The 24,661-nt window shown below is 61.2% G+C and carries 22 protein-coding genes and 2 pseudogenes; 9 read left to right on the forward strand and 15 right to left on the reverse strand.

Annotated elements, in window-relative coordinates; translation table 11 throughout:
* Positions 1-278: 278 nt before the first annotated feature.
* The 6 genes from AC1ECN_RS21670 (at position 279) to AC1ECN_RS21695 (ending at position 6,396) form a co-directional block, all read left to right on the forward strand.
* Positions 279-1,211, forward strand: a complete 933-nt coding sequence (locus AC1ECN_RS21670) for an ABC transporter substrate-binding protein (protein ID WP_130672059.1) — start codon at positions 279-281, stop codon at positions 1,209-1,211.
* Between the two features lie 5 nt (positions 1,212-1,216).
* On the forward strand, positions 1,217-2,089 hold the full coding sequence (locus AC1ECN_RS21675) for an amino acid ABC transporter permease (RefSeq protein WP_130672060.1): 873 nt from the start codon (positions 1,217-1,219) through the stop codon (positions 2,087-2,089).
* A gap of 88 nt (positions 2,090-2,177) precedes the next feature.
* Positions 2,178-3,308 carry a sugar phosphate isomerase/epimerase family protein gene (locus AC1ECN_RS21680; protein ID WP_130672061.1) on the forward strand — a complete coding sequence of 377 codons (1,131 nt, stop codon included), beginning with the start codon at positions 2,178-2,180 and terminating at the stop codon, positions 3,306-3,308.
* A 161-nt stretch (positions 3,309-3,469) separates the two neighbouring features.
* Positions 3,470-4,216, forward strand: a complete 747-nt coding sequence (locus tag AC1ECN_RS21685) for a GntR family transcriptional regulator (protein ID WP_130672062.1) — start codon at positions 3,470-3,472, stop codon at positions 4,214-4,216.
* Between the two features lie 260 nt (positions 4,217-4,476).
* A complete protein-coding gene (metG, locus tag AC1ECN_RS21690) occupies positions 4,477-6,021 on the forward strand; it encodes a methionine--tRNA ligase (RefSeq protein ID WP_130672063.1) in 1,545 nt (514 codons plus the stop codon).
* Positions 6,022-6,186: 165 nt separating this feature from the next.
* The gene (locus AC1ECN_RS21695; RefSeq protein ID WP_130672064.1) at positions 6,187-6,396 is read left to right on the forward strand and encodes a hypothetical protein; all 210 of its coding nucleotides are present in this window, start codon (positions 6,187-6,189) and stop codon (positions 6,394-6,396) included.
* Positions 6,397-6,548: 152 nt separating this feature from the next.
* Here the strand turns inward: AC1ECN_RS21695 and AC1ECN_RS21700 are convergent, their stop codons facing one another.
* The 6 genes and pseudogenes from AC1ECN_RS21700 to AC1ECN_RS21725 form a co-directional block, all read right to left on the reverse strand.
* A complete protein-coding gene (locus AC1ECN_RS21700; protein WP_024321252.1) occupies positions 6,549-7,688 on the reverse strand; it encodes a PAS domain-containing sensor histidine kinase in 1,140 nt (379 codons plus the stop codon).
* On the reverse strand, positions 7,685-8,476 hold the full coding sequence (locus AC1ECN_RS21705; protein ID WP_024321251.1) for an alpha/beta fold hydrolase: 792 nt from the start codon (positions 8,474-8,476) through the stop codon (positions 7,685-7,687). The genes AC1ECN_RS21700 and AC1ECN_RS21705 overlap by 4 nt, the downstream gene beginning before the upstream one ends.
* Before the next feature lie 126 nt (positions 8,477-8,602).
* Positions 8,603-9,138, reverse strand: a pseudogene (locus AC1ECN_RS21710) (GXWXG domain-containing protein).
* Positions 9,139-9,289: 151 nt separating this feature from the next.
* Entirely contained in the window at positions 9,290-9,853 is a 564-nt protein-coding gene (locus AC1ECN_RS21715; RefSeq protein WP_018068366.1) for a biotin transporter BioY, read from the reverse strand.
* A gap of 24 nt (positions 9,854-9,877) precedes the next feature.
* Positions 9,878-10,486 (reverse strand): energy-coupling factor transporter transmembrane component T family protein, encoded by a 609-nt coding sequence (locus tag AC1ECN_RS21720; RefSeq protein WP_130672066.1) that lies wholly within the window; start codon positions 10,484-10,486, stop codon positions 9,878-9,880.
* Complete coding sequence (locus tag AC1ECN_RS21725) at positions 10,486-11,160, reverse strand: energy-coupling factor ABC transporter ATP-binding protein (RefSeq protein WP_075224730.1); 675 nt, start codon at positions 11,158-11,160, stop codon at positions 10,486-10,488. The genes AC1ECN_RS21720 and AC1ECN_RS21725 overlap by 1 nt, the downstream gene beginning before the upstream one ends.
* Positions 11,161-11,495: 335 nt before the next feature.
* Here AC1ECN_RS21725 and AC1ECN_RS21730 point away from each other — a divergent pair, with 335 nt between their 5' ends.
* Positions 11,496-12,686 (forward strand): winged helix-turn-helix domain-containing protein, encoded by a 1,191-nt coding sequence (locus AC1ECN_RS21730; protein ID WP_130672067.1) that lies wholly within the window; start codon positions 11,496-11,498, stop codon positions 12,684-12,686.
* A gap of 206 nt (positions 12,687-12,892) precedes the next feature.
* On the opposite strand, the gene ribB is transcribed toward AC1ECN_RS21730, so the two are convergent.
* From ribB to AC1ECN_RS21745, 3 genes are all read right to left on the reverse strand, one after another.
* On the reverse strand, positions 12,893-13,996 hold the full coding sequence (gene ribB, locus AC1ECN_RS21735; RefSeq protein WP_130661037.1) for a 3,4-dihydroxy-2-butanone-4-phosphate synthase: 1,104 nt from the start codon (positions 13,994-13,996) through the stop codon (positions 12,893-12,895).
* A gap of 13 nt (positions 13,997-14,009) precedes the next feature.
* The gene (gene aroC / locus AC1ECN_RS21740; RefSeq protein WP_105008073.1) at positions 14,010-15,107 is read right to left on the reverse strand and encodes a chorismate synthase; all 1,098 of its coding nucleotides are present in this window, start codon (positions 15,105-15,107) and stop codon (positions 14,010-14,012) included.
* Positions 15,108-15,335: 228 nt separating this feature from the next.
* Complete coding sequence (locus AC1ECN_RS21745) at positions 15,336-18,515, reverse strand: bifunctional diguanylate cyclase/phosphodiesterase (RefSeq protein ID WP_130672068.1); 3,180 nt, start codon at positions 18,513-18,515, stop codon at positions 15,336-15,338.
* 244 nt (positions 18,516-18,759) lie between these two features.
* Between AC1ECN_RS21745 and AC1ECN_RS21750 the strand changes: the two genes are divergently transcribed.
* Positions 18,760-19,020, forward strand: a complete 261-nt coding sequence (locus tag AC1ECN_RS21750; protein WP_003569889.1) for a DUF1344 domain-containing protein — start codon at positions 18,760-18,762, stop codon at positions 19,018-19,020.
* 207 nt (positions 19,021-19,227) lie between these two features.
* Here the strand turns inward: AC1ECN_RS21750 and AC1ECN_RS21755 are convergent, their stop codons facing one another.
* The 4 genes from AC1ECN_RS21755 to AC1ECN_RS21770 all read right to left on the reverse strand — a co-directional run bounded on the left by AC1ECN_RS21755 (position 19,228) and on the right by AC1ECN_RS21770 (position 22,929).
* Positions 19,228-19,818: a histidine phosphatase family protein gene (locus AC1ECN_RS21755; RefSeq protein WP_018067978.1), complete on the reverse strand. Its 591-nt coding sequence runs from the start codon at positions 19,816-19,818 to the stop codon at positions 19,228-19,230.
* 24 nt (positions 19,819-19,842) lie between these two features.
* On the reverse strand, positions 19,843-20,661 hold the full coding sequence (gene fabI, locus AC1ECN_RS21760) for an enoyl-ACP reductase FabI (RefSeq protein WP_018067977.1): 819 nt from the start codon (positions 20,659-20,661) through the stop codon (positions 19,843-19,845).
* A 121-nt stretch (positions 20,662-20,782) separates the two neighbouring features.
* Positions 20,783-22,000, reverse strand: coding sequence for a J domain-containing protein (locus tag AC1ECN_RS21765; protein WP_197727380.1), 1,218 nt, complete (start codon positions 21,998-22,000; stop codon positions 20,783-20,785).
* 467 nt (positions 22,001-22,467) lie between these two features.
* Positions 22,468-22,929 carry an Lrp/AsnC family transcriptional regulator gene (locus AC1ECN_RS21770; RefSeq protein ID WP_130672070.1) on the reverse strand — a complete coding sequence of 154 codons (462 nt, stop codon included), beginning with the start codon at positions 22,927-22,929 and terminating at the stop codon, positions 22,468-22,470.
* A gap of 137 nt (positions 22,930-23,066) precedes the next feature.
* Between AC1ECN_RS21770 and AC1ECN_RS21775 the strand changes: the two genes are divergently transcribed.
* Positions 23,067-24,059, forward strand: a complete 993-nt coding sequence (locus tag AC1ECN_RS21775) for an ornithine cyclodeaminase family protein (protein ID WP_130672071.1) — start codon at positions 23,067-23,069, stop codon at positions 24,057-24,059.
* Positions 24,060-24,175: 116 nt separating this feature from the next.
* Here AC1ECN_RS21775 and AC1ECN_RS21780 read toward each other — a convergent pair.
* Positions 24,176-24,295: pseudogene (locus tag AC1ECN_RS21780) on the reverse strand (IS5/IS1182 family transposase); the annotation flags it as partial.
* Between the two features lie 34 nt (positions 24,296-24,329).
* Positions 24,330-24,661: RT0821/Lpp0805 family surface protein (locus AC1ECN_RS21785; RefSeq protein ID WP_477954068.1), on the reverse strand; the 332-nt coding region annotated here is incomplete at its 5' end.

Genomic DNA, 24,661 nt, shown 5'->3' on the forward strand with positions numbered 1-24,661 from the left:
CGCCGAAAAGCGCGGGATTCGGCATCTGAAGAGGTGTTTTTGGGTCTTGTGGGCGAATGAGGCGGTCAAAAGTGATGCGGCAGCGCCGGGGAGCGTAGAAATTGTGCAGCGTATGTTCGAAACTTCATGCGAATTATGTTGCGAAACTCTATCCGAAATGTCGACATCAACAAAAATCCTATGGATATCAGGTAATTATTGACGCGCCACTGCAGGTGGCACGGCGATTGCATGGATGATCCCGAGAATTCACCGGTACAAAAATGAAAGGGGATCACATGATGCGCATTCAGAAAATCTTGAAGGCCGGGGTTGCCGGAGCGATGGTCTCTTTGATCGCGGCCTCTGCTTATGCCGCCGGAGGTGCCGCTGAGAAGATGACGCCCGATGCCGATGTCGCCAAGCTCCCCGGCATCGTCCTCACGCAGAAACTGGCCGACGGGCTGCCGCCCTCCATCAAGTCATCGGGCGTATTGAAGGTCGCGACCGACCTGACGCCGCCGATCAGCTTTCACGGCGAGGATGGCAAGCTGATCGGCATCGATGCCGATATTGCTGCCGCAGTCGGCGTCATCCTGGGTGTCGATGTTGAGATGACCGATGTCGGGGCGGGTGCGGCGATCGTGCCCTCCATATTGGCGAAGCGCTTCGACATCTCGATCTCGGGAATCAACGACGATCCGGAGCTGGAAAAGCAGGTCGACGTCATCGACTACATGTATGACGCAACGACGATCATGACGATCAAGGACAATCCTCTCGCCATCAAGGGCATGGAGGATCTGTGCGGCAAGAAGGTCGCCGTTCCCGTCGGCACCTTCCAGGCGAAGATGGTCGAGGCGGCATCGGCCAAATGCGCGACGCCGGTCAACATCATGTCGATCCCGAAAATGCCGGATGTGCTGCAGGCCGTTCGCACGGGAAGGGCTGACGCCACGGTCAACGGCTACGCCACCAGCGTCTACACGACCGAACACCAGACCGGAAACGGCAAGGGCCTGCAGGCGCTGCCGGATATCCGCCTTGCCGCCGGTTATCTCGGCATGCTGACGGCCAAGGACAATCCGCAGCTGCGCGATAGCGTCGTTGCCGCCTTGCAGCAGATGGTGGACTCCGGCGCCTACGAGACCATCATGAAGAAGTGGAGCCTCGGACCGCTGGCCGTGAAGACCGTCAAGGTCAACGATGCTGCCAGCATGCCTGCGGATTGACGCCGATGGCCCTGTTTCAAGCGTCACCCATATCGCTCTCCCTTGCGCCATCGGTCGGAAGACCGATGCGTTGGGGCCAGATCGCAACCGGTGCCATCGCGATTTCAGCGCTGGCCTTCTTCGCGCTCGTCGTCGGGCAGAGCCAGAGCATCCAGTGGTCCGAGATCCCCCGCTATCTGGTGGATCCTTCGATCCTGCGCGGCGTGCTGCTGACGCTTGAACTGACGGCAGGCGCCATGGTGTTCGGCATCGTGCTCGGATGCCTGCTGGCGCTGATGGCGACGAGCCAGAACCCGGTTCTCAAGGTGATCGCCGCCGGCTTCGTCTGGTGGTTTCGCGGCGTGCCGCTGATCGTCCAGATCTTCTTCTGGTTCAACATCGCCCTCTTCATCCCGCAGGTCGGGATGGGAAGCTTCACCATTTCGATCAACGATCTGGTGACGCCGGCCCTGGCCGGCTTCCTCGCACTCGGACTGCACGAAGCCGCGAACATGTCGGAGATCATCCGCGGCGGCCTGGTCGCGGTCGATCGCGGCCAACGCGAGGCGGCCACGGCGCTCGGGCTGAAAAAGACACAGACTTTTTTCACCGTCATCATGCCCCAGGCCACACGTATCATCGTGCCGCCGACGGGGAACCAGGCCATCGGCATGCTGAAGGCCAGTGCCATCGTCTCGGTCATCGGCATGCAGGATCTGCTGACGCAGGCGCAGGCAATCTATGCCCGGAACTTCCTCGTCATCGAACTGCTGTTCGTCGCCTCGATCTGGTACCTCGCCATCACGAGTGTCGCATCCATAGGCCAGCACTATCTCGAAAAGAGTCTCGTTCCGAAAGGCCGGACAGCAGAGAAGCCTCGCGCTCCCGGACGGGCGTGATCGCGGATCCATCGACGTGAATTGAGATCAACAACGAAGGGGTCGCCAGTGCAGCGCGCCCCATCAGGAAACAGCAGAGGAGCATGACATGAAATTGGGAATCGACAGCATAAAGCTGCCTGAGGCGAAGAAGCGTGGTCCGCTGGCAAGCCTTGATCACGTCAAGGAACTTGGGCTCGCAGGCATTTTCTTCAGTACGGCGCTGGACATGAGCCCTGACCTCGACAGCGGCCTGCTGCACGAGATCAGGGCGAAGGCTGACGATCTTGGCCTCTATCTCGAAAGCGGCATCGGCAAGATCAATCCCTATTGCAGCGCCGAGGAACCGGCGCTCCGGGCAGCCGGCGGCGGCGATATCATCGCCGGTTTCACGCGCATGATCGAGGCAAGTGCCGCAATCGGCTGCCATGAGCTCTGGGTTGCTCCGGGCAATTTCAAGAGCGAATATCGCGGCCGGCTGGCCAATGACCGCTTCCGCACCGACGTGACCTGGGAAGAGCAGTTGCTCGGGATCGAAAAGGTCCTCCGCAAGCTGGCGCCCGTCGCCCGTGCCAATGGCGCGCACATGAACATCGAAACCCATGACGAGATCACGTCCTTCGAGATTCTGCGATTGATCGAGAAGGTCGGCGCCGATTGCGTCGGCGTCGTCTTCGACACGGCAAACGGACTGCAGCGGGGCGAGCATCCGGTCTTCGCCGCCAAGCGCCTGGCTCCCCATATCCGCCAGACCCATATCAAGGATGCCTATGTCGGGCGCGCTCCGGGTGGTCTCGATTTCCAGACCAGACCCGTTGGCGGCGGCATCGTCGATTTCGCCGCGATCCTTCCCATTCTTGCGGACGCCCACCCGACGCTGAACCTGTCGCTGGAAGTCGCCCAGTCTGTCGCCGACAAGCCCCGCAAAGCCAATCCGCGCCAGTGCATCGAGATCGACGATCCTATCTGGCGCGCCGGCCACCCCGACCTGACGGCGGATGAGCTTGCGGCCTATATGGCGATGGTGGATGCCTATGAGAAACGGGTCGCCTCAGGTGAATTCCCGGACTGGGTAGCCTATGAATGCCGCCAATACGGCTACCCGACCTACGAAAATCAGTCCTACGGCTTTGCCGAGGCGATCGGCTTCATCCAGCAATCGGCGCGTCATGTCGAGGCGGTTTGCGCCGAAAAGGGTATTGCCCTGTCGGTGCCGGAAAAGAAGCAGAAAGCGGCCTGAGTCCCAAGGCGGTGTCGGCGTTTTCGCCGGTACCGTCGATCGAATTACCTGTGCCGAGATGATCTACGCAAGAATATTCTTATGGAAATAATTATCGGGCACGGATATCTGGTGATCGATCGAATCCACGCCGGGCCGCCAGAGGCAATTTGGAGACTGCAATGAGAAAGATGCGCCGTCAGAGTCCCAAAGCGATGGCAGCGACCAATGGGTCGGTGGAGAGCGCCGATACCCATGACGATGTTTCGGAGCGTATCCGCGCCACGCTTGCCGCCGCCATCGGCGAGGGTGCGCTCAAGCCCGGTACCAAAATTCTGGAGGAGGCGATCGCCGAGCATTTCGGTGTCAGCCGAACCGTCGTGCGCGGGGCACTCGGTGTGCTTGAGAGCGACCACCTGCTGGAACGCAAGAGAAATCGCGGCACCTTCGTCGCCGAGCCGAGCGTCGAGCAGGCAAAGAGCCTTTTCGAGGCGCGTCGGAAGATAGAGAGGCTGCTTCTGGAACTCGTCATCGCCCGGGTCACGCCGGAGCAGCTGGATGCGCTGCAAAAGCTGACGGACGAAGAAGAGCACATCCACCACCACGGCGACGAAAAGTCGAAGACGGTTCTGTCGGGCAAGTTCCACATCGTGCTCGCCGAAATGGCCGGCAATCCGGTGCTGACCGAAGTGCTCGCCAAGATCGTCGCCCGGCTTTCCCTCGTCATGTCGCTCTACGAGGAAGACCGCAAGGACGACTGCGGCGCGGACCACCATCGGATGATCGTAGCCGCCTTGAAGGCGAAAGACCTCGCCAAGGCGCAACAGCTGATGGACCACCACCTCGCCGACATCGAAGGCCGTGTGCGCCTGACCGAAGGGCAGGGCGACCGGCACACATTCCTGGCCGTGCTGGAGAATTTTTCCTGATAGAGGCCCGCGCGTATCGCTGATGCTTGGCCAGAGCTGAAGCACCATTTCTGGTCACAGGAGCGCTTGTTCAAAACACTCCGCAATGCTAGGAAATTTGCATGGACAACACCGTGATCAGCGCTTTCGTGATGATGATGCCGCGCTCATAGCGTGGCGGGTTTCGTGCGTCCAGAATGCACCAGCGACCGCCCTCGAGGCGGTCTTTTCATGGGTCGATCCGTCTCGCGGGCAATAACAGCCTTCGAAAGGAAACGCCGATGAACAAGATCTACATCACCACCTCGATCCCCTATGTGAATGCCGCGCCGCATGTGGGCTTCGCCCTGGAGCTTGTCCAGGCCGACGCCTATGCCCGCCATTTCCGGCTTCTCGGCCACGACGTCAGGTTCCAGTGCGGAACCGACGACAACAGCCTGAAGAATGTCCGGTCGGCGGAAGCCGCGGGATTGCCCGTGAAGGACTTCGTGGATGCGAATGCAGACAGGTTCGAGCGCCTCGGCCGTCTGCTCGATATCTCCAACGAGGAATTCGTTCGCACCTCCCGCGATCCAAGGCACATCGCCTGCGTCCATGCCTTGTGGAGGGCATGCGCCGGCAATGGCGACCTCTATCGCAAGGCATATGAGGGTCTCTATTGCGTCGGTTGCGAGCAATTCTACGAGCCGTCGGAACTCGATGACGGGCGCTGCCCGGAACATGGCATTGCCCTTGAGACCATCCGCGAGGAGAACTGGTTCTTCCGTCTCTCCCGATACGGCGGCCGGCTGCTTGAGCTCATTGAGACCGGCGAGCTTCGGATCGTTCCCGCCCATCGGCGCAACGAAATCCTTGCCCTGCTGCGGCGTGGCCTGACCGACATCAGCGTCTCGCGCAGTGCGGAGCGGGCGCGAGGCTGGGGTGTTCCCGTCCCCGATGGAGATGAGGTCGTCTATGTCTGGTTCGATGCCCTGGCGAACTATCTCACCGGTCTCGGCCACGGGTCCGATGTAACCCTCTTGCCGCGCTATTGGAACGGCGGCCAACGCATCCATGTCGTCGGCAAGGGCATCTCCAAGTTCCACGCCATCTACTGGCCGGCCATCCTTTTGTCCGCGGGCCTGCCGCCGCCATCGTCGATCCTCGTGCACGGCTACGTCACGGTGGACGGCAGGAAGATCGGTAAGTCGGCCGGCAACGGCATCGATCCGGAAGGCATCATCCAATCCTACGAAACGCCGGACGCGCTGCGATATTACCTGCTGCGGCATATACGCTCGGGAGATGATGGCGACTTCTCGGCCGAACGTCTCGAAGCCGCATGGTCGGGAGAGTTGGCAGGACAGCTCGGAAATCTCGCCAACCGGGTGCTTGCCCTTCTCTCCACCTCGTTCAACGGGATCGTTCCGCCGGTGCCGGACAGCGCGTTCGTCGAGGCCGCCGCCCGCCTTCCGGCGAAAGTGGCCCAGGCCTTCGATGCCTACGAACTCCATGTTGGGCTGGCTGATATTTTCGAGTTTGTCGGCGTGGCGAACAAGCGGTTTGCACAACGCGCGCCATGGGCGGATGCGAAAGCCCTGCTTGCCGATCTCACGCCGGAGGAACGGAAGGCGACCGCCGCGCGTCTCGGCGCCTCCCTGGCCGAGCAAGTCTATGGCCTTGCGATCATTGTCCGCTGCCTCCTGCCGTTCCTGCCGAGTTCGGCCGCAACGCTGCATTCCAGGCTGGGAATACCGGCTCCTCGCCTCTATCGGGACCCCTTGATCGTGACGGGCGTCAAGGCCGCTCCGCAAGCCGTCCTCTTTCCGCAAAGAGCGCCGGCTTGAAGAGGCAGTCCGAGATACTCTGCGCTGCACCTTAGGCAGCGCAGAGTTTTGACGTGATCCAGACTGTCATGAAAGTTTCATATTCAGGCTATTTCCGGGAGGGGGAAAATAATCTACTATTTTAGTCAGGAAACGAGATTTCCTGAAACAACGAAAGGATACTGATTGGAGACATTTCTTGTGGTTACCGTGCTCGTTGGAGGCTTCGCACTGATCTTTGCGCTGATCGCAAGGGCAGAAAGAGGCGCCACCACCCAGACCACTGCAAACACCAAGCGCAGGTGGGGCAATTTGGGAGGCTCCGGCGATGGAGGTGGAGGCTGGTTCGATGCCTCAGGCGATGGCGGTGGCGGAGATGGCGGAGGAGGAGACTAAATCAAACTGAAATCGATAGAATGCCCGACCGCCTCAAGGCGGTTTTTTGTTGCCCGGATTCCAGGCGGGGCGAGATGGCGACCGGCTTCTGCGCCAGGCGCGCACCGACAGCAAGGAATAGCCGCTTACGCTGGCCGGCTGTGCAGCCCGGATCAATCCAAGGGCATCACAAAGGTGAAGCGCGTCTCCGTGTCATCGGAACTGACCGTGATCGTGCCGCCATGGGCGCGGGCGATTTCCGAAGCGATGTGCAAACCGAGCCCCAATCCTCTTTGACTTGTGCCGATTTCGCCTCTGAAATAAGGCTGAAAAAGCCTTGTCATCGCATCGCAGGAAATCGGAGGGCCGCTGTTGGCGATCCAAAGTTCCAGTCTTCCGTCGACAGTTGCCGCCGAGAGCCGCACCGGTTCGTCCGACTTCCCATGGGTAAGGGCATTTCCGAGCAGATTGGACACCAGCTGGCCAATCCGGCCGCTGTCGCAATTTATCGGTCCGGCGAATTCGATACTCACCTCAATCCCGCGGTCGAGATGACAGGAGCGGAGTTCTCCGATGACCTGTCGCAGGATCGGTTCGAGATGCTCCGCTCGCCTCTCGAGCGTGATGCCGCCACCCAATCGTCCGCGCGCGAAGTCGAGGACGTTGTCGATCAGGCCGGACATGCGAACGACGCTGCCCTGCATCAAATCGAGAACGTTAATCGAGCGATCGGTCTGTTCCTCCTTTCGCAGCATGCGCGCCGCGGCGGCAATCGAGGCAAGCGGGTTGCGCAGATCATGGCCAAGGACAGCGATGAACTGCTCCCGCAATTCGGCGGTTTGCTGTTCAAGGTCGAGCTGGGATTTGACGATGGCACCGGCTGCATCGGCGGCTGCGCGCGCCTCGAGCAGCTCCCGTTCATAACGGCGACGCTCGGCAGCCTGGAACATCGTCACACGGGTGAAAAGCAAGGCACCGTCTTCTGCGCGTCTTTCCATTGCATTGGCGAGCACGGGCAAGGTTCTGCCGTCCGCCGTCACAAGATCGAGGGCAACCTCATTGAAAAACCCCTGCATGCGCAGCAGAGGCGCAAAATGGGTCTCGTAAAATATACGGCCCGACGTGTTGAGCAGGTCGCGAAGTCGTTTGCCGAGGAGTTGCTCGGCAGGGATGCCGATCCAGGTCGATAGCGTTCGGTTCACCTTGACGATGCGCCCGTCCGGCTGCAGCGAAAGATAGCCGCATGGCGCGTTTTCGTACAGGTCCTCAAGGTCTTCCGCCGGCATGACGATCTGCGTGTCGCCACCAGTCATCGAACGAACCGCCGGATTGCAGATATGACCTCGTCGGGAGCGCTGAGGTTAGGGCAGTGGCCACTGGCGTTCAGCACGACCAATTGACTATTTGGGATCTGCCGATGGACGAATTCGCCGACCTCTTCGCAGGCGATGATATCATCGCGGCATTGAAGGATCAGCGTTCTGGCGGTGACTTCAGGAAGGTCGCTGCGATTGTCTGAGGTGAATGTCACCCGTGCAAACGCCTTGGCGATCTCAGGATCGGTGCGGCAGAAACTATTTGTCAGTTCTTCGCCGAGTTCCGGCCGATCCGGATTGCCCATGATGACGGGCGCCATGGCGGCAGACCACCCCATGTGATTGTCGTCCAGCGATGTCAGCAGTTCGTCTACGTCTGTGGCGCTAAAACCGCCGATATAGTCATCGTCGTTGATATAGCGCGGCGACGGCCCGACGAGGATCAGGCTTTCAAACAGTTCCGGTGCCTGCAGCGACGCGATGACGCCGATCATCGCGCTGACGGAGTGCCCGACGAAGACCGTTTGCGTCAGGCCAAGTTCGCGGCAAATTTCCACGAGGTCATCCGCATAACCGGACAATGACGAATATTTCCCGGCATCATAAGCCGTAAGATCGGATCGTCCCGCGCCAACGTGATCGAACAGCACTGTTTTGAAGTCGGCCTCAAAAGCCGGGGCCACGAAACGCCACATATTTTGGTCGCACCCGAATCCATGCGAAAAGATCATCGCACGCTGGCCATCGCCCCGGACTTGAACATGATTTCGATCGATGACGGTCATCTCGCCCTCTTCCCTGCTTTCATAGCATGTTCCGCCTGTCTTGGATTGAGGAAAGAATTGGGCAATGGGTTCGATGTCGTGTGCCGCGATGCTCCAGAGGTGGCGGCCAGCCCTTTGCGGCATACCTCAGTCCATCACTTTCCGGAGCTTGAAGAAGAACCGCCGAGGGTCGCCGCGCACGCACATCATGCCGGCAATCTCGTCATCGTCCATCCTGCGGAAGTAGTCCACGATCGGCTGTTTGTCGTAGATCATCACAGCCGTTTCGATGCCGTCGAGGGCCTGAAGCCGCAACGAAGCGGTCGTGCCTCTCGCTCGAAGCAGCTTCTGCAGGTATGAGAACCAGCCGCGCGCGACGAACGTCCGGCCAAAGGGCGCCATCTTGATCGCCAGACCAATGGGTAAGAAACTTGGCTCGAGCGGCACGAGGCGGCCCGGTCTCCAGGTGAAGAGCAGGGCGTCCGCCCGCATGTCGGAATGGAAGCGCTTGCCAAACCAGTTGAGATTCTCGAGCACGCCGTCCAGTGGATGATCCGACGGAATACCGACGCCGCTCCAAAGGCCGACCATGTCCCTTGGCTGGACAGGATCCAGCGAGCGGAACCAGGCAGCCATCTCCTCCTGCCGGCCGCTTCGCATGGTTCTCCTTCAGGGATGTTCATTGCGGAAAAATGAAAAGAAGGTTTGGAAGTTCCCGTTCATGCGGACCGGGTTGAACGCCTGGTGAGGCTTTCGCATAGATTCTATGTCTTTAAGCGCAACGGCCCCCGAAGGGGCCGTTGGGGTGTTCACCAGACAAGACCGGCCTATGCGTCAGGCGCGCGACGGCAGCAGGGGATAGCCGACCATGACGGCGCGGCCAAGCAGGGCTGCGACGAAAGCCTTGATCACATCGCCGGGAATGAAGGCCATCGAGCCGACGAAGGCTTTCGTGAAGCCGAGGCCGGCGACGGTGGCGAGATAGGTAATGCCGAAGGCGTAGAGTACGACGATGCCGCCGGCCATAGCGGTGAGGAAGAAGCTCACCGTCTGCACCAGGGCGGATTGCTGATGGTTGACCAGCCGTTCGCTGAAATAGCCGGTGACGAAGGCGGCAAAGATCCAGCCGATCAGGAAGCCGGCCGTTGGTGACGCGAAGATGGCAAGGCCGCCGCGGCCGCCGGAAAGCACCGGCAGGCCGATCGCGACCAGAACCAGCACGATCAGCACGGCAATCGCGCCGCGCCGGGCGCCGAGCACGACGCCGGCCATCATCACGCCGAGCGATTGGGCGGTGATCGGCACCGGAATGAAGCCGAGCGAGATCGGCGGCAGCAGGCCGAGCGCCACGATGATCGCGGCAAAGAGGGCGGTAAGAACGAGGTCGCGAGTGCTCATCATGAATTCCGTGTTTATCAATCGTTAACTCACATGCCGCCGAATGCCGCGCGCGTCAATCGCCGCGGCGATATTATCCGCATCCTTGAGCGTCAGGATGATCAGCGGCGCAAGCAGCGTCGTCGGCCGCACCCTCAGTCCGCGTGCCTTATGCGCCTCGCGGATCGCCTGATAACGCCCGACGATCTCAGGCACAAAACGCAGCACCAGCCCCAGCGCCAGGCCAATATCGTCGGCCTGCACCCAGCCGGTGCGTTCGAGCGGGCGGGCAAGCGCCGTCACCTCGTCGATGAACTCGGTGATCGACGTCGTCGCCGTCACGGTGGCGGCAAGCAGCATCAGCGCCGTCAGCCGCAGCAGGGGCACGAGCGCCTCCTGCCAGGGATTGAAGATGAGGTTGAAGAGTGCCACGACCGCGATCGTCAGAAAGACCGGCCGCAGCCGCCTGAGCCCATCGGCAAACGGCAGGCCGATCATGCGGTAGAGAACCGCCGTCAGCAGCACGGCGATCGAAAGCAGGATGAGGTTCCCGCTGACGAACAGCACGACGCCGAAGATCGTCAGCGACAACAGCTTTACCCGCGGCGAAAGCCGGTGCATCACGCTGTTGCCTTCGACATAGAGCGATTGCATCAGGCGGCGATCTCCTTGTAGCGGGCGATCGCTTCGGCAGCCGGCGCATCGGCGGCAAGCCGCCCTTCATGAAACAGCAGCACCCGCTCGAAATCGGCGATCAGCTCCAGATCATGCGTGATGATGATGGCACTTTCCGGCAGTCCGGCGATAATCCCTTCGACCAGGGCCCGGTTCTTGAGGTCGAGCTGGTTGGTCGGTTCGTCGAGGATGAGAATGCCCGGCCCCGTCGCCAGCACCGAGCAGAGGGCCGCCACCTGCAGCTCGCCGCCGGAAAGCTCGTGCGCGCGCCGATCGGCCAGCGTCTCAGCGCCGAAGCGGGCCAGCACGCCCTCGACCTTCGCCTCGATCTCCGCCTTGCTGAAGCCGCGCCGCTTCAGCCCGAAGGCGATGTCGTCTTTGACGATCGGCAGGATGATCTGGTTCTGCGGCGACTGGAAGATGAAGCCGACATCGGCCACCGCAGTCTTTTCGTCGCTCGTGTCGCGGCCGTTGACGGTGACGCGGCCGACCGATGGTTTGGTCAATCCGTTGATCAGCCGCGCGAACGTCGTCTTGCCCGAGCCGTTCAGCCCGATGACGCCGATGCGTTTTCCACTGATGCCAAGCGTCAGCGGCTGCAGCGCCACCCGTGTCCCGAAACTGACCCCGGCGCCTTCGAAACGAATATCCAAACCAATCCCTCGCATTTTTCACCGGAGGAGATTGCCGATGCCGGCCCCTCATCCGCCTGCCGGCACCTCTGCCTGGGTCGAGACACGTGGCTCGACCCGTCCTTCGGACCCCCGCTCGCGGGGAGAAGGGATATGCCGCACCGGCTCCCTCAACCTCGACGCTGCGTTTGGCACGTCCCCTCTCTCCGCAGGCGGGGAGAGGGCTAGGGTGAGGGGCAGCCATTGGCGCCAACCGGACAGCAGTGCTTCTACACGGGGAATCGAGGATGATGAAAGCGCAAATCTCGCTGTCGATATCGGGTGGCTAGGAAGATTTTCCGGATTATGATGTGGCCATGACGAATCTGCTTTCCAATTCCGACGCCCGCCGGGTCTTCCTTGCCAAGCAGGGCCTCAGCGCCCCGCCGAACCGCGCCTTGACCAAGGCCGGCCTGCTGCAGCTCATCCATGAACTGGGTTTCGTCCAGGTGGACAGCATCCAGACGGTGGAGCGGGCCCATCATCAGATCCTGTTTTCCCGCAACCAGACCTACCGGCGCGAACATCTGACCGCGCTGCTCGAAAAGGACGGTGCGCTGTTCGAGCACTGGACGCACGACGCTTCCATTCTGCCGAGCGCCTTCTTCGTCTATTGGAAGCACAAGTTCCTTCATCAGGAAAAGGTGATCATCGAACGCTGGCGCAAATGGCGCGGCGAGGGCTTCGAGGCGGCTTTCGAGGAGACCTATGAGCGCGTGCGGCGCGACGGCGCGATCCTGTCGCGCGATATCAAGGCCGACGGCCACGTTTCCGGCGGCTGGTGGAACTGGCATCCGAACAAGACGGCACTCGAATATTTCTGGCACACCGGCAAGTTCGCCATTGCCGGCCGCTCGAATTTCCAGAAGATCTATGATCTGGCGGAGCGCGTCATCCCGGCCGAGTTCCGCGAGCCGGAGGTGAGCCGCGAGGAATTCGTCGACTGGGCCTGCCGTAGCGCGCTCACCCGGCTCGGCTTCGCCACCCATGGCGAGATATCAGCCTTCTGGAACCTGGTTTCGCCCGATGAGGCCAAGGCCTGGGTGGCGGCCCATGGCGACGAACTGATCGAAGTGCTGATCGAACCGGCGCTCGGCGGCAAGGCGCGCCCATCTTGGGCCTTTGCCGATTTCCTCTCGACACTCGACACTTACCCCGGCGCGCCGCCGCGCATCCGCGTGCTCAGCCCCTTCGACCCGATGATCCGCGACCGCAACCGCACCGAACGCCTGTTCGGCTTCTTCTATCGCATCGAGATCTTCGTGCCCGAGCCGAAGCGCGAATATGGCTACTACGTCTTCCCGCTGCTCGAAGGCGACAGGCTGATCGGCCGCATCGACATGAAGGCGGATCGGAAGAAATCAACACTCGATGTCAAGCGGCTGTGGCTGGAACCCGGCGTCAAGCCGTCGGCCGGCCGGCTGGAGAGGCTGGAAGCGGAGTTGGAGCGGGTCGCGCGGTTTGCGGGTGTGGAGAAGGTCGTCTTGCTCGACGGGTGGAGAGGGTAATCCCTTCTCCCCTCGGGGAGAAGGTGGCGGCAGCCGGATGGGGGGGCTTCATGGCACGCCGCTCAATATTGCGCTTCGCTTGCGCTCAGTGCACTCGCTCCTAACGTCGCTCACCTCCTCATCTGTCCTTCGGGCCACTGACCGGGGTTGAGCCACGGGTCTCAACCCTTCCTTCGGACCACCGCTGGGGAGAAGGGAAAAGCCCTCTAGCAAATCTCCGTCGTGCTGATCTTGATGCCGAAACCTTCGAGGCCGACATAGTGGCGCTCGCGGCTGGTGAGCAGCTTGATCGAGCTGACGCCGAGATCCCTGAGGATCTGTGCGCCGAGGCCGATTTCCAGCCATTCGCTGTCGCGCGTCTGGGCTTCGGCATGGGCTTCTCGGCCCTGGTTGCGGGCCTTGCGGCCGTTGTCGTGGTGGCCGACGCCGACCGAGCCTTCGCGCAGATAGACGATGACGCCGCGGCCTTGCTCGGCAATCTTCTGCATGTAGAAATCGACCGGGCTGTTCTTGCCGAAGAGATCCTCTGCGACATTCTCCGGATGCAGGCGCACCGGGATGTCGACGCCGTCGCGGATGTCGCCGAAGACGACGGCGAGATGCTGCATCGGATCCCAGGGCAATGAATAGGTATGGGCCTTCGCCTTGCCGAACGGCGTCTCGATGTCAAAGCTGGTGCCGAGTTCGATCAGCGTCTCCTTGCGCTGGCGATAGGCGATGAGATCGGCGACGGAGACGAGCTTCAGCCCGTGTTGTCCGGCAAAATCGACCACCTCAGGGCCGCGCGTGACGGTGCCGTCGTCGTTGACCAGCTCGGAGATGACGCCGATCAGCGGCAGGCCGGCAAGCTTGCAGAGATCGACGGCGGCTTCCGTATGGCCGGAGCGCATCAGCACACCGCCCTCGCGGGAGACCAGCGGGAAGATGTGGCCGGGACGGACGAAATCGGAAGCGCCGACATTCGGATTGGCGAGGTTGCGCACCGTCAGCGTCCGGTCGTCGGCCGAGATGCCGGTCGTCGTGCCGTGCTTGAAATCGACCGAGACGGTGAAGGCCGTCGTATGGGCCGAATCGTTTTCCGCCACCATGGCGTTGAGGTTGAGGCGTTTGGCCTCTTCCTTCGGCATCGGCGCGCAGACGATGCCGGAGGTGTGTCGCACGATGAAGGCCATCTTCTCGGGCGTGCAATGCACGGCGGCGACGATCAGGTCGCCCTCGTTCTCACGGTCATTGTCGTCCATGACGACGACGATTTCGCCGGCCTCGAAGGCCCGGATGGCGTCGACGACGCGCTTCTGGTCATAAGACATGGGGCGAGCGCTCCTATTTCAGACGGCCGGTCTGGCCGCGGTCGCGAAGATAATGGTCGGCGACGGCGCAGGCGACCATCGCCTCGCCGATCGGCACGGCGCGGATGCCGACGCAGGGGTCGTGCCGGCCCTTGGTGCGGATATCGACATTCTTGCCCTCCGCATCGATCGACTGGCGTTCGGTCAGGATCGAGGAGGTCGGCTTGACGGCAAAACGCGCCACCACCGGCTGCCCGGTGGAGATGCCGCCGAGAATACCGCCGGCATTGTTGGAAAGGAAGATCGGCGTGCCGTCATTGCCCATGCGCATCTCGTCGGCATTGTCTTCGCCTGAGGTTTCGGCGGCGGCAAAACCATTGCCGATTTCGACGCCCTTGACGGCGTTGATCGACATCAGCAGCGAGGCRATATCCTGRTCGAGCTTGGCRTAGATCGGCGCGCCGAGGCCGGCCGGCACCCCTTCGGCGATCACTTCGATGACCGCGCCGATCGAGGAGCCGTTCTTGCGGATGCCGTCGAGATATTCCTCCCAGACCGGCACGATCGCGGCATCGGGGGAGAAGAATGGGTTCTGATCGACCTGATCCCAATCCCAGTTGCGGCGGTCGATCTTGTGTTTGCCGATCTGCACCAGCGCGCCGCGCACGGTGACGCCTGGCACGACAAGCCGGGCGATGCCGCCGGCGGCAACCCGCGCAGCGGTTTCGCGCGCCGAGGAGCGGCCGCCGCCGCGATAGTCGCGAATGCCGTATTTGAGGTCATAGGTATAATCGGCATGGCCGGGGCGGTATTGCTTGGCGATCTCGCCGTAATCCTTGGAGCGCTGGTCGGTGTTTTCGATCAGCATGGAGATCGGCGTGCCGGTGGTCGTCATCGTCTCGCCATCGGCGTCGAGCATGACGCCGGACAGCACCTTCACCAGATCGTCCTCGCGCCGCTGCGTCACGAAGCGGGATTGTCCGGGCTTGCGCTTGTCGAGCCAGACTTGCAGGTCCTCGAGCTTGAAGCTGAGCCCCGGAGGGCAGCCGTCGACGACGCAGCCGAGCGCCGGACCGTGGCTTTCGCCCCAGGTGGTTACGCGGAAAAGGTGACCGAATGTATTGTGCGACATGTGTTCCCACGGTGGCGCCAAAGCCGGTCGCTGCCGGCCGCGCCATTGCTTGAAAAGGCGCGACACTCATAGGCCAAAAATCCGCCGAGGCAAAAGCCTTTCTTTGCGCCAAACCGCCAGCTCAGGAAATGCTGTTTCGGTTCGTTGTCAGGGATGGGCGGCGCATCTTGCCGCCGCCCTCTCTGCGCAGGCGGCGAGGGGGAGGGCGGGGCGATCGGCAGGCCGCGATCAGGACGCCAGCCGCCACCCCGTTCCTGTGGCTTCGTTGGTGAAATCGTCGAAGGAGAGAGGCCGTGAGAAGGCATAGCCTTGCAGGATATCGCAGCCGAGATCGCGCAGCAGTGCGGCATGTGCCGCCGTCTCCACCCCTTCGGCCACCGTCTCGACGCCGAGCGAGCGGGCGATTTCGATGATCGAGCTGACGAGTGCGCGCTCCTGCGAGGCATTGACGATCGGCTGCACCAGCTGGCGATCGATCTTCAGGCGCTTCGGCTTCAGCTTCAACAGGCTGACGATAGAGGTATGGCCGGTGCCGAAATCGTCGATCTCGATATCGATGCCGAGCGCCTTGATGCGCTCGAGATTCTGCGAGACGACGTCCTCGCTCTCGTCGAGGAAGATCGATTCCACCAGCTCGAAGGAGATTTCGCCTGGACGAATATGCAGGTCGGCGAGTGATTCCAAGAGGCTGCCATCATGCAGCCGCCGCGCCGAAACATTGACCGAGACCTTGGGCACCACAATGTCGCGCGCTGTCCAGCGCACCTTGTCGCGCAGCGCCGTTTCGAGAACGATCCGGTCGAGCATCTGCACGACATTGATCTCGTCGGCAATGCGCAGGAACTTGTCGGGTGTCAGCAGCCCCTTGGACGGGTGATTCCAGCGCACCAGCGCCTCGACGCCCGTCAGTTCCATCGTCCGGGCGGAGAATTGCGGCTGATACCATGCGGTGAATTCGCCATTGTCGATGCCGGCAAGGATCTCGTCGGCGGTGCGCTTGGTGTTGATGATATCGGCCTGGAGATTGTGATTGAAGAATTCGAAGCGGTTGCGGCCCATGCTCTTGGCGCGGTAGAGCGCGATATCGGCATTGATCAGCACCTTGCGCGCATCGACATGGATGCCGTTGGCGAGCGCAATGCCGATCGACACGCCGCAGCGGCAGGAAAAGCCCTGGAAATCGATCGGCTGGCGCATCTCCTCGATGATCCGCGTCGAAAGCTGCGCCATCTCCTTGTCGCCGACGTCGAGGGCCAGAATGACGAACTCGTCGCCGCCGATGCGCGCGACGATGTCGCTGCCGCGGACATTCTTGGCAAGCACCTTCGAGGCGTGCACCAGCATCGCATCGCCGGCCGCATGGCCGAGCGTATCGTTGATGTCCTTGAAGCGGTCGAGGTCGATGTGCAGGATCGAGAATTTCTGCCGCTGCTGGCGACCGTCATGGGTCAGGCTTTCCAGTGCGATATCAAGCTTGCGGCGGTTGGCGAGTGCGGTCAGCGGATCATGCAGCGAATTGTGCTCGATCCTGTTCTTGACAAGCTCAAGCTCGATATTCTTGGCGACCGCCTCGTCCTTGGCCGCCTTCAGCCGGATCGTCATCAGCACGTCTTCAGTGGCATCGAAGGCGATGCCCATGATCTTCATCTCGCTAGTCCCCGTCTGGTGGACCTTGCCGACCGAGCGCACATAACGCACCGAGCCGTCGTCGACCAGCACGCGGCAGACGAGCGTGTGCGTATCGCCGTTCTTCTTGAAGTGGCGTGCGCTTTCGAGCGCTAAGGCTCGATCCTCGGGGTGGATGCAGCCAAGCCAGATCTCCTCGGTCATGAAGCCGTTGCGCGGCGCAAGCCCATAGAGCTCGTGCATCCGCTCGTTCCAGATCGAGCCGCCCCGGCCGGGCCGGGCTTCCCATATGCCGCACTGATAGGAATTGAGCGCCAGGTCGAGCCGGCTGGAAAGCTCGGCGAGCTGCCCCTCGCGGCTCGAGAGCTCTTCAAGCGCCAGTTCCAGCTCGGCATTCTTGACCTCGCTCATATCCTTGGCCTTGCGCAGCGTGTCGGTGATCTCCGCATCGGCAGTCACGTCCCAGACGATGCCGATCGTCTTGCTGACGCCGCCGGCATCCGTATAGAAGGCGCCGACCGAGCGCAGGTGGCGGATACCGCCGTCGGCAAGCATGATGCGGTATTGCGCCGTGCAGGCAGCACCGGCAATGCTGCAGCTGAAGAAATGCACTTCGGCGACGTCGCGGTCCTCGGGCAGGACCGCCGCCAGCCATTTGTCGAGCGCCCAGCTTCCTTCCTCAGCCGGCTTGCCGTGCAGGGCCGCGGCGCGCGTGTCCCAGAGCAGGCTGCTCGAATCATCCTGCAGCTCCCAGATGCCGATATTCGAGGATTCCAGCGCCAAATTGAGCCGCTGCGACAGTTCCAGCAGTTTTGCCTCGCGCGTCTCCAGCGCGGTAATGTTGCGATTGCGCTCGCCGAGCAGGAGGGTCGCGAAGAAGATCGGCACGATGATGATGAAGCCGGCGGCAAGGATGATCAGACGCAGCTTGGTGCGGTTTTCGGGTATCGCGTCCCAGCCGCTGTTCGGGACGGCGGAAAGCTCCCACTTGCCGCCGGCAAAGCCGATCTTCTGGCGCATCGGATCCTTGCCGTCGATATCGGCCGACCCGAAGAACGGCGCCGGGAGACCAGCTTTGGCGGCGGCCGGCGAGCCGATATCCCGGATGGCGATCGAAAGATGGTCGAGATGCGGATAGCGTTCCTGATTCTCGCGGTCGCGTGCCGGCATCAGCCCGGTCGCCTGGTAGAACATCGTCTGGTCGATGGCGACCTCGACCGCCCCCCAGATCCGCCGCTGGCCGTTCTCCTTGACGTAAACCGGGAAGAAGATGGCAAAGGCGTCGCGGCCGTCAATGCTCATCGGGCCGTAGAAGCGCGCCGACTGGTTGCTGGCCGCGCTGGTCATCGCCTGGCGGAAGAACAGAACCTCGCGCACATCGCGGCCGATCCGCTCATTGCCGGACTGCGATGGGTGGATGTCGCGGATGATGAAATCAGGCGCGACGGCGATATGAATGAAAGACGGGTTCTGGATTAGCAGCCAGTTGATCTGGCGCTCCATCTCCTCTCCGTTTGCCGCGCTGACGGAGATCAGGTTCGTCAGGTCGCGCACGACGCTGAGGTCCATATTGATCTCGGCCATGACCCGGGCGCGAATGAGGTTCGTCTCGTTTTCGGTGCGGATATGAAGTTCGCGCACATGAGACGCAGTATTGGCCTGGTCGAGCCCGAAGCCGACCATGATGACGACCAGGGCGACAAGCGACGAAACCAGAAACGAGACGCGGCTATTCTTCAACACGCGCCGCAACTGCTTGCTGTCGCTGAGCCTGGATAACAAAATGAAACCCCCATGTTGACGAGCAACTGTAGGGCGCGCGGGTTAATTTACGATTGCCCACCGGCGATGMCGAGAGATCGCGGGAAGGGAAAAACCACGGATTAACGCACCATCTTGATTATATTTAAAATCCTATTCATCAATTGGGCGGGAAAAGCCATTCTTACGGGCAATTTTCGCCATATTCAGGAGCTTATCTGTGGCCAGTCAGTTTCTCGTGCAGCGTCTTAAAAGGATTGTCGCCATGCGTTTCGTCGTCGCCACGCTTTTGGCAACAGCAAGCTTCCTGTCACCGATGAGCGGTTTTGCCGAGAGCGCCGATGTCGAGGCGACCATCAAGAAGGTCGACACGGCCAACCTCGTGCTGACGCTCGATGACGGCAAAACCTATCAGGCGCCCGAGGAATTCAATTTCGACGGCCTCGAAGCCGGCGTGAAGGTGATCGTCTTCTATACCGAGGTCGACGGCAAGCGCGTCATCAACGATCTCGATATCGTTAAATAACCGGTTCTCTGGAGAATGATCGGGTGAGGTACGCGCCGATGGCTGCCCCTCACCCTAACCCTCTCCCCGCTCGCGGGGCGAGGGGACGTGCCCTACGAGAGTGAGTGGAAACGGAGAGGTGGCGGCAGCCGGATGAGGGGCAGGTCTCGGCAATCTCCTGGCCGACAACTCGCTCGTGTCCCAATTCGACCGAGCGCCCTGCGATGCCTACAGCCAAGCGATCGTCCGCTCAGTAGTTTCGATCCTGATGATCCGGTCCTGCGGGATTGCGCCTTCTGCAGCCGTGCTTTTCGGCAGGTCGGCGATCGTCTGGAACAGCGTGCGGATGACGCCGCCATGGGTCACGCAGACCGTCGGCCGATCGACGGAGTTCAGCCATGAGCCGGTGCGCCAGGAGAGGATTTCATAGCTTTCCGCGTCATCGCCGGGCGGGATGAAATCCCATTTCGAGGTGTTGCGTTCCGCCACTCGCTCGCGCTGCGTCGCCTTCAGCTCCTTGAGCGTCGAGCCCTCCCAGTCGCCGAAGGAAATTTCCACCAGCCTCGGATCGGTGCGATAGGCCAGCGGCGGCAGGCCCATGGCGGTGCGCATGATTTCCATCGTCGCGCGCGTGCGCTGGAGCGGGCTTGCGACGAAATCGAACTGGTCGATCGTGTCGCCGAGAATCCCGGCAAGCGCGATGCCGTTCTGTCGGGCCTGTTCCAGGCCCGTGGCATTCATCGGGATATCCTTCTGACCCTGCAGGCGGCGCTCGGCATTCCAGGCGGTCTGGCCGTGTCTGATCACGTAGATAAGCACGGTCTCAGCTCCGCTCGAAATGCTCTAGTCCTTGATGACGGAAATGTCGGGCGCGTCGACCGCCTTCATGCCGATGACATGATAGCCGCTGTCGGCATGGTGCACTTCGCCGGTGACGGAGCGCGACAGGTCCGACAGGAGATAGAGGCCGACATCGCCGACTTCCTCGATGGTGACGGTGCGGCGCAACGGCGCGTTATATTCGTTCCATTTCAGAATATAGCGGAAATCGCCGATGCCGGAGGCGGCAAGCGTCTTGATCGGTCCGGCCGAGACGGCGTTGACGCGGATGTTCTGCGGGCCGAGGTCGACGGCGAGATACTTGACGCTGGCTTCGAGCGCGGCCTTGGCGACGCCCATGACGTTGTAGTTCGGCATCACCTTTTCGGCGCCGTAATAGGTCAGCGTCAGCATGGCGCCGCCATCCGTCATCAGCTTCTCGGCGCGGCGTGCGACCGAAGTGAAGGAATAGACGGAGATCTGCATCGTCTTGGCGAAATTGTCGGCCGAGGTGTCGACGTAGCGGCCGGTCAGCTCGTCCTTGTCGGAAAAGCCGATCGCATGCACGAGGAAATCGATCTTGCCCCACAGCTTTTCGACATTCTCGAAAACCTCATCAATGGTGGCTTCGTCGGCGACGTCACAGTGGCCGACGAGCGTCGCGCCGATTTCGGCGGCGAGCGGCTCGACGCGCTTCTTCAGCGCATCGCCCTGATAGGTGAACGCGACTTCTCCGCCCTGCGCATGAATGGCCTTGGCAATACCCCACGCAATCGAACGATTGTTGGCGACACCCATGATGACGCCGCGTTTGCCTGCCATGAGGCCGGATGCTTGAGCCATATTTCGCTCCCTAGGATTCTGATCGATCCTGCCTATGGCATAGGCCGTTAATCGGTTCAAGCTTGGCCGGGATCATCAACTGTTAGGGATCGTAATAAAGGGTGCGAATGTCATAAAAATTTCATAGGAACAGGCCTTCGCGCATGCTCCGCATGAGATCGGTGATTTTGTCGTCAGGTTTTTCCCACAAGATAATGCGCAATTCGACAACGAGATCGCCTCTGCCGCCCTCTTCGCGCGGCAATCCCTGGCCGGGAACCCGGATCGTCTTGTCCGAGCCGGACCATGCCGGGATCGTCACGTTCAGCGGGCCGCTCGGCCCTTCGATGCGCGCCTCGGTGCCGAGCACGGCATTTTCGATGCTGAGCGGCAGCACTGCGTGCAGATCGAAACCATCGACCGTGAAGCGCGGATCGGTTGCGATGCGAATGTTGACGACGGCGTCGCCGCGCTGCATGCCTGGCAGTTTGAAGCCTTGTCCCTTGAGCCTGATCTCGTGACCGTCGGTCGTGCCTGCCGGCAATGCGAAGCCGATTTCGCGGCCCTCCGGCAATGACGCGGTGATCCAGCCGCTCTTCAACACGTCGTCGATCGTGACCGTCGCCGTCGTCACCTCATCCGGTGCTTTATCGAGGCCGGTATCCTTGGCGCCGGTGAAACGGCGCACCAGGTTTGTCAGGATGCTGAGCGGCAGCGACAGGTTGGCGGCGGCATTGGCTGCAGTTTCGCCCGCTTCCTCGTCGCCCTTGGTGTCGGCCTCGGCGGCATCGCCATCCATGCGCTTGCCGGCGTCGCCCTGGGCGTTTTGTGTCTGTTGATTTTGGGCCTGCTGATATTGCGTCTGCTGGGCGCGACCCTGCGCCTGGCCGCCGGCAGCCGCGCGGGCCTGGGCGCCGAAAATGCGATCCACCATCTCGTCGGCCGCCTCAGCGGAACCTGCCTGTTGCCTGGAGCCGTCAGCGGCAGCCTTCTGGGCGGCGCGCGCCAGCTCTTCCATCACGCGCTCGGCATTGGCCTGCGCCGCCTTGGCGCGCACGGCTGCCTCGCGGGCGGCCTGGCGCTGCTGCATGATCGTCTGTTCGTGCTTCTTGGCTTCGGCCATCCGCAGGGCATTGTCGAACAGGCTACGTTTGCGCGGGTCCTTCAGCGTTTCATAGGCGCGGCCGATCTCGGCGAACCGGGCCGTCGCTGTCGGATCGTCCTGATTGTGGTCGGGATGGGCTGATTTGGCCATGTTGCGCCAAGCCGCCTTGATCTCGTCTACTGCCGCGTCGCGCTTGACGCCCAGAATTTTGTAAGGATCGCGCATGTTAAAACCGCCGGTGTTGCGATGCGGCAAGCCTCGTCCTTGCCCGGCATCCCCGTCCAATAAAACCTGTGTGGCGCCACCCGCTACAAAGGCAGGAACAGCCACTCTCAACGCTGATCCTGCGGCGGAGTTGCTAATCACTTGTTATTTCTGGGCAGACATGTGGGGTGTTTCGCGGCGAATGGTTAGCTCTTTGCTAAGCACTCGGCAGAAAGCGGTCGCGCGTTAACCTGTTGGCGACGGCGCTATGCGTCATTTCGAACGCGCAAAGGGACGCGGTAATGGTTTGAATTTAGCCTTAGGTGGCGTGGACACTTGTCTGATCGATAAGGCGATGGCGGCGACGCGCGACTACCGACAGACCACGGGAACCGGCGTTTGCTCCCCGGTTTGCCGCAATGAAAGCGATCTGCACCTCCGTGAACTTCGACTTTCATGCCGAAAACTCCGTCTAGACTGGAATTTCCAGTCTCAACCGGTCCGGAAAATCGGAGGTGTCAAAGCGGCAACAATGCGTCAGGCTTCACATCACCGATTGATGCGTAACTGTGGGTTTCCCTGACGCCAGGAAGTGGCAGAATGACCCGCTGCAGGAATTCCTGAAACGTCGCCATATCAGCTATTCGTGCTTTGACCAGGTAGTCGAAGCCACCAATCACCATATGACATTCGATGATTTCGGGTGCCTTCGCAACAGCCTCTGCAAAGCGGTCGAAGACGTGCGGCGCGGTGTGATCGAGCCTTACCTCGACAAAGACGAGCGTGCCACGTCCGATCTTTGAAGGCTCGAGCACAGCCCGCACAGCGCGGATAAAGCCTTCACTGAAAAGCCGCTTGATGCGCTGGGATGCGCCCGTGGGTGACAATCCAACGCGTTCGGCGAGGTCAAGAACAGTCCGGCGACCATCTTCTTGCAATAGCCCGAGCAGCATCCGATCGACACGGTCCAAGTCACTCATTTCTGATTCACACTTTCCTGGGTTGGAATGCGCGATAATCACGCAAAGAAGTCGAAATTACTATATTTCGTCGCGCCGTTTGCCGCAATACGGTTGGAAAAGAACTAAACCCCAACCAGACGAAGGCAAGCAACATCATGCACAGAACCCAACCTGCCTTAAGCACTCACACCAAAGGTGAGATCAAGATTCTCTCGCTGAGCGAAGCGGAGGTCAAAACATGCATCGACCTGCGCAAGCTGCTCGACGCGCTAGCGGACGGGTTCAAAGCGCTCTCCGACGGTCGTGTCGTCAATCCAGCGCGGCCACAACTCGATATTCCGAATGCAGGCTATTCGTTGGCGATGCCGGCCTGGATGAAGGGAATGCATTTGACCGTAAAACTGGTCAACGTGTTCGAAGGCAATATCGCCCGGGGCATGCCCAGTCACCTCGCAACAATACATCTCTTCGATCCAGAAACAGGAATGCCTGTTTGCATTATGGATGGCACCTACATCACGGCCGTACGCACGTCCGGTTCGGCCGTCCTCTCAGTGCGAGAACTCGCCAGGTGCAATGCCAAGGTCGCGACCGTCGTGGGCGCGGGCGTTCAAGCCAGCCAGCACCTTCACCTGTTGCCGCTCGTTCGCGATTTCCAGGAAATTCGAGTGTTCTCTAAAGATTTTGCTGATGCGCAGGCGCTGGCTTCACGTCATTCAGGCATCACTGCCGTCGAGGACCTCGAGGCGGCGATACGGTCTTCAGATGTTGTGTGCCTCGCGACGCACTCCTATGTCCCCGCAATATCGGCAGAATGGGTTCAACCAGGAACGCACGTGTCCTCGGTTGGTGTCGCGCCCCTCGGCGGCGAACTTCCGATCGATTTGATGGCTCGCGGCACCCTCTTTGTTGAGACGCGGGATTCGTTCGCGCCAACACCGGTGGGCTGCTGCGAACTTGCAAATATTGATCCCGAGGCAGGCACCGATCTTGGCGCGATGTTGCTGGGGCAGCGACCAGGTCGGACGTCAGATCAGCAGATCACAATCTACAAGGCCATGGGCGTCGCTATGGAAGATATGGTGGCAGCCGACCTCGCTTACCGCGAGGCCAAGCGCCTGGGTGCGGGCCAAGCTATTTCTCTCTAGCGCATAACCCCGAAAATCGGAATCGATTTTCGGAAAGGATTATGCGCGGATTCAAAGTGATAGAGCGTCCTTGGCGCGTCTGAGAAGACGCGCGGCGCTCTAGGTGGCCTGGGCTGTTATCTGATCCATAGGACGGTTGCTACGATGGTGACGACGGTGAGGTCGTTTCTCGCCGTTTTCTCGAAGCGCGTTGCGACTCTTTTGAACTGCTTGAGTTTGGAGAAGCAGCATTCGACCACACGACCTAGGAGGCTCAGTTCTCCCGCCGGATCAACTTTCCGGCTGGAAGCTCAGAAGCTGCCAGTTGCCGCCGCCGACGAGGCAGGTTTTGCCGTAGAATTTGGCGATGCCGACATAGGAATGCCGGGTCGTGCGGAACTGCCGGCAGACCTGGCCGGACTCATTGTTTTCGACGATCGTATCGATGACACCGGCACTGCCGGTCGATGCGTTCGCCCAGGGAAGCGGCTGGCCCTCGAGCCTTTGCACGTCGGCCGAGGTCACGGCATTGCGCACGGTCATCTCGTCGGAGAGCGTGTCGGTGCTCGGCGGCGTCTGCGGCACGGTGCCAGTTGCCACCGACCGGTCGACCTTGGCATCAC

The organism is Rhizobium sp. 01N447_2, from assembly GCF_056399245.1.

Excerpts from the sequence above, each read along its gene's own strand:
- AC1ECN_RS21730 (WP_130672067.1), top strand. The coding sequence starts at position 11,496 with ATGACGAATCTGCTTTCCAATTCCGACGCCCGCCGGGTCTTCCTTGCC.
- AC1ECN_RS21715 (WP_018068366.1), bottom strand. The coding sequence starts at position 9,853 with ATGAGCACTCGCGACCTCGTTCTTACCGCCCTCTTTGCCGCGATCATC.
- AC1ECN_RS21775 (WP_130672071.1), top strand. The coding sequence starts at position 23,067 with ATGCACAGAACCCAACCTGCCTTAAGCACTCACACCAAAGGTGAGATC.
- AC1ECN_RS21680 (WP_130672061.1), top strand. The coding sequence starts at position 2,178 with ATGAAATTGGGAATCGACAGCATAAAGCTGCCTGAGGCGAAGAAGCGT.
- AC1ECN_RS21675 (WP_130672060.1), top strand. The coding sequence starts at position 1,217 with ATGGCCCTGTTTCAAGCGTCACCCATATCGCTCTCCCTTGCGCCATCG.
- ribB (WP_130661037.1), bottom strand. The coding sequence starts at position 13,996 with ATGTCTTATGACCAGAAGCGCGTCGTCGACGCCATCCGGGCCTTCGAG.
- AC1ECN_RS21770 (WP_130672070.1), bottom strand. The coding sequence starts at position 22,929 with ATGAGTGACTTGGACCGTGTCGATCGGATGCTGCTCGGGCTATTGCAA.
- metG (WP_130672063.1), top strand. The coding sequence starts at position 4,477 with ATGAACAAGATCTACATCACCACCTCGATCCCCTATGTGAATGCCGCG.
- AC1ECN_RS21750 (WP_003569889.1), top strand. The coding sequence starts at position 18,760 with ATGCGTTTCGTCGTCGCCACGCTTTTGGCAACAGCAAGCTTCCTGTCA.
- fabI (WP_018067977.1), bottom strand. The coding sequence starts at position 20,661 with ATGGCTCAAGCATCCGGCCTCATGGCAGGCAAACGCGGCGTCATCATG.
- AC1ECN_RS21700 (WP_024321252.1), bottom strand. The coding sequence starts at position 7,688 with ATGACTGGTGGCGACACGCAGATCGTCATGCCGGCGGAAGACCTTGAG.
- AC1ECN_RS21685 (WP_130672062.1), top strand. The coding sequence starts at position 3,470 with ATGAGAAAGATGCGCCGTCAGAGTCCCAAAGCGATGGCAGCGACCAAT.
- AC1ECN_RS21720 (WP_130672066.1), bottom strand. The coding sequence starts at position 10,486 with ATGCAATCGCTCTATGTCGAAGGCAACAGCGTGATGCACCGGCTTTCG.
- AC1ECN_RS21705 (WP_024321251.1), bottom strand. The coding sequence starts at position 8,476 with ATGACCGTCATCGATCGAAATCATGTTCAAGTCCGGGGCGATGGCCAG.
- AC1ECN_RS21670 (WP_130672059.1), top strand. The coding sequence starts at position 279 with ATGATGCGCATTCAGAAAATCTTGAAGGCCGGGGTTGCCGGAGCGATG.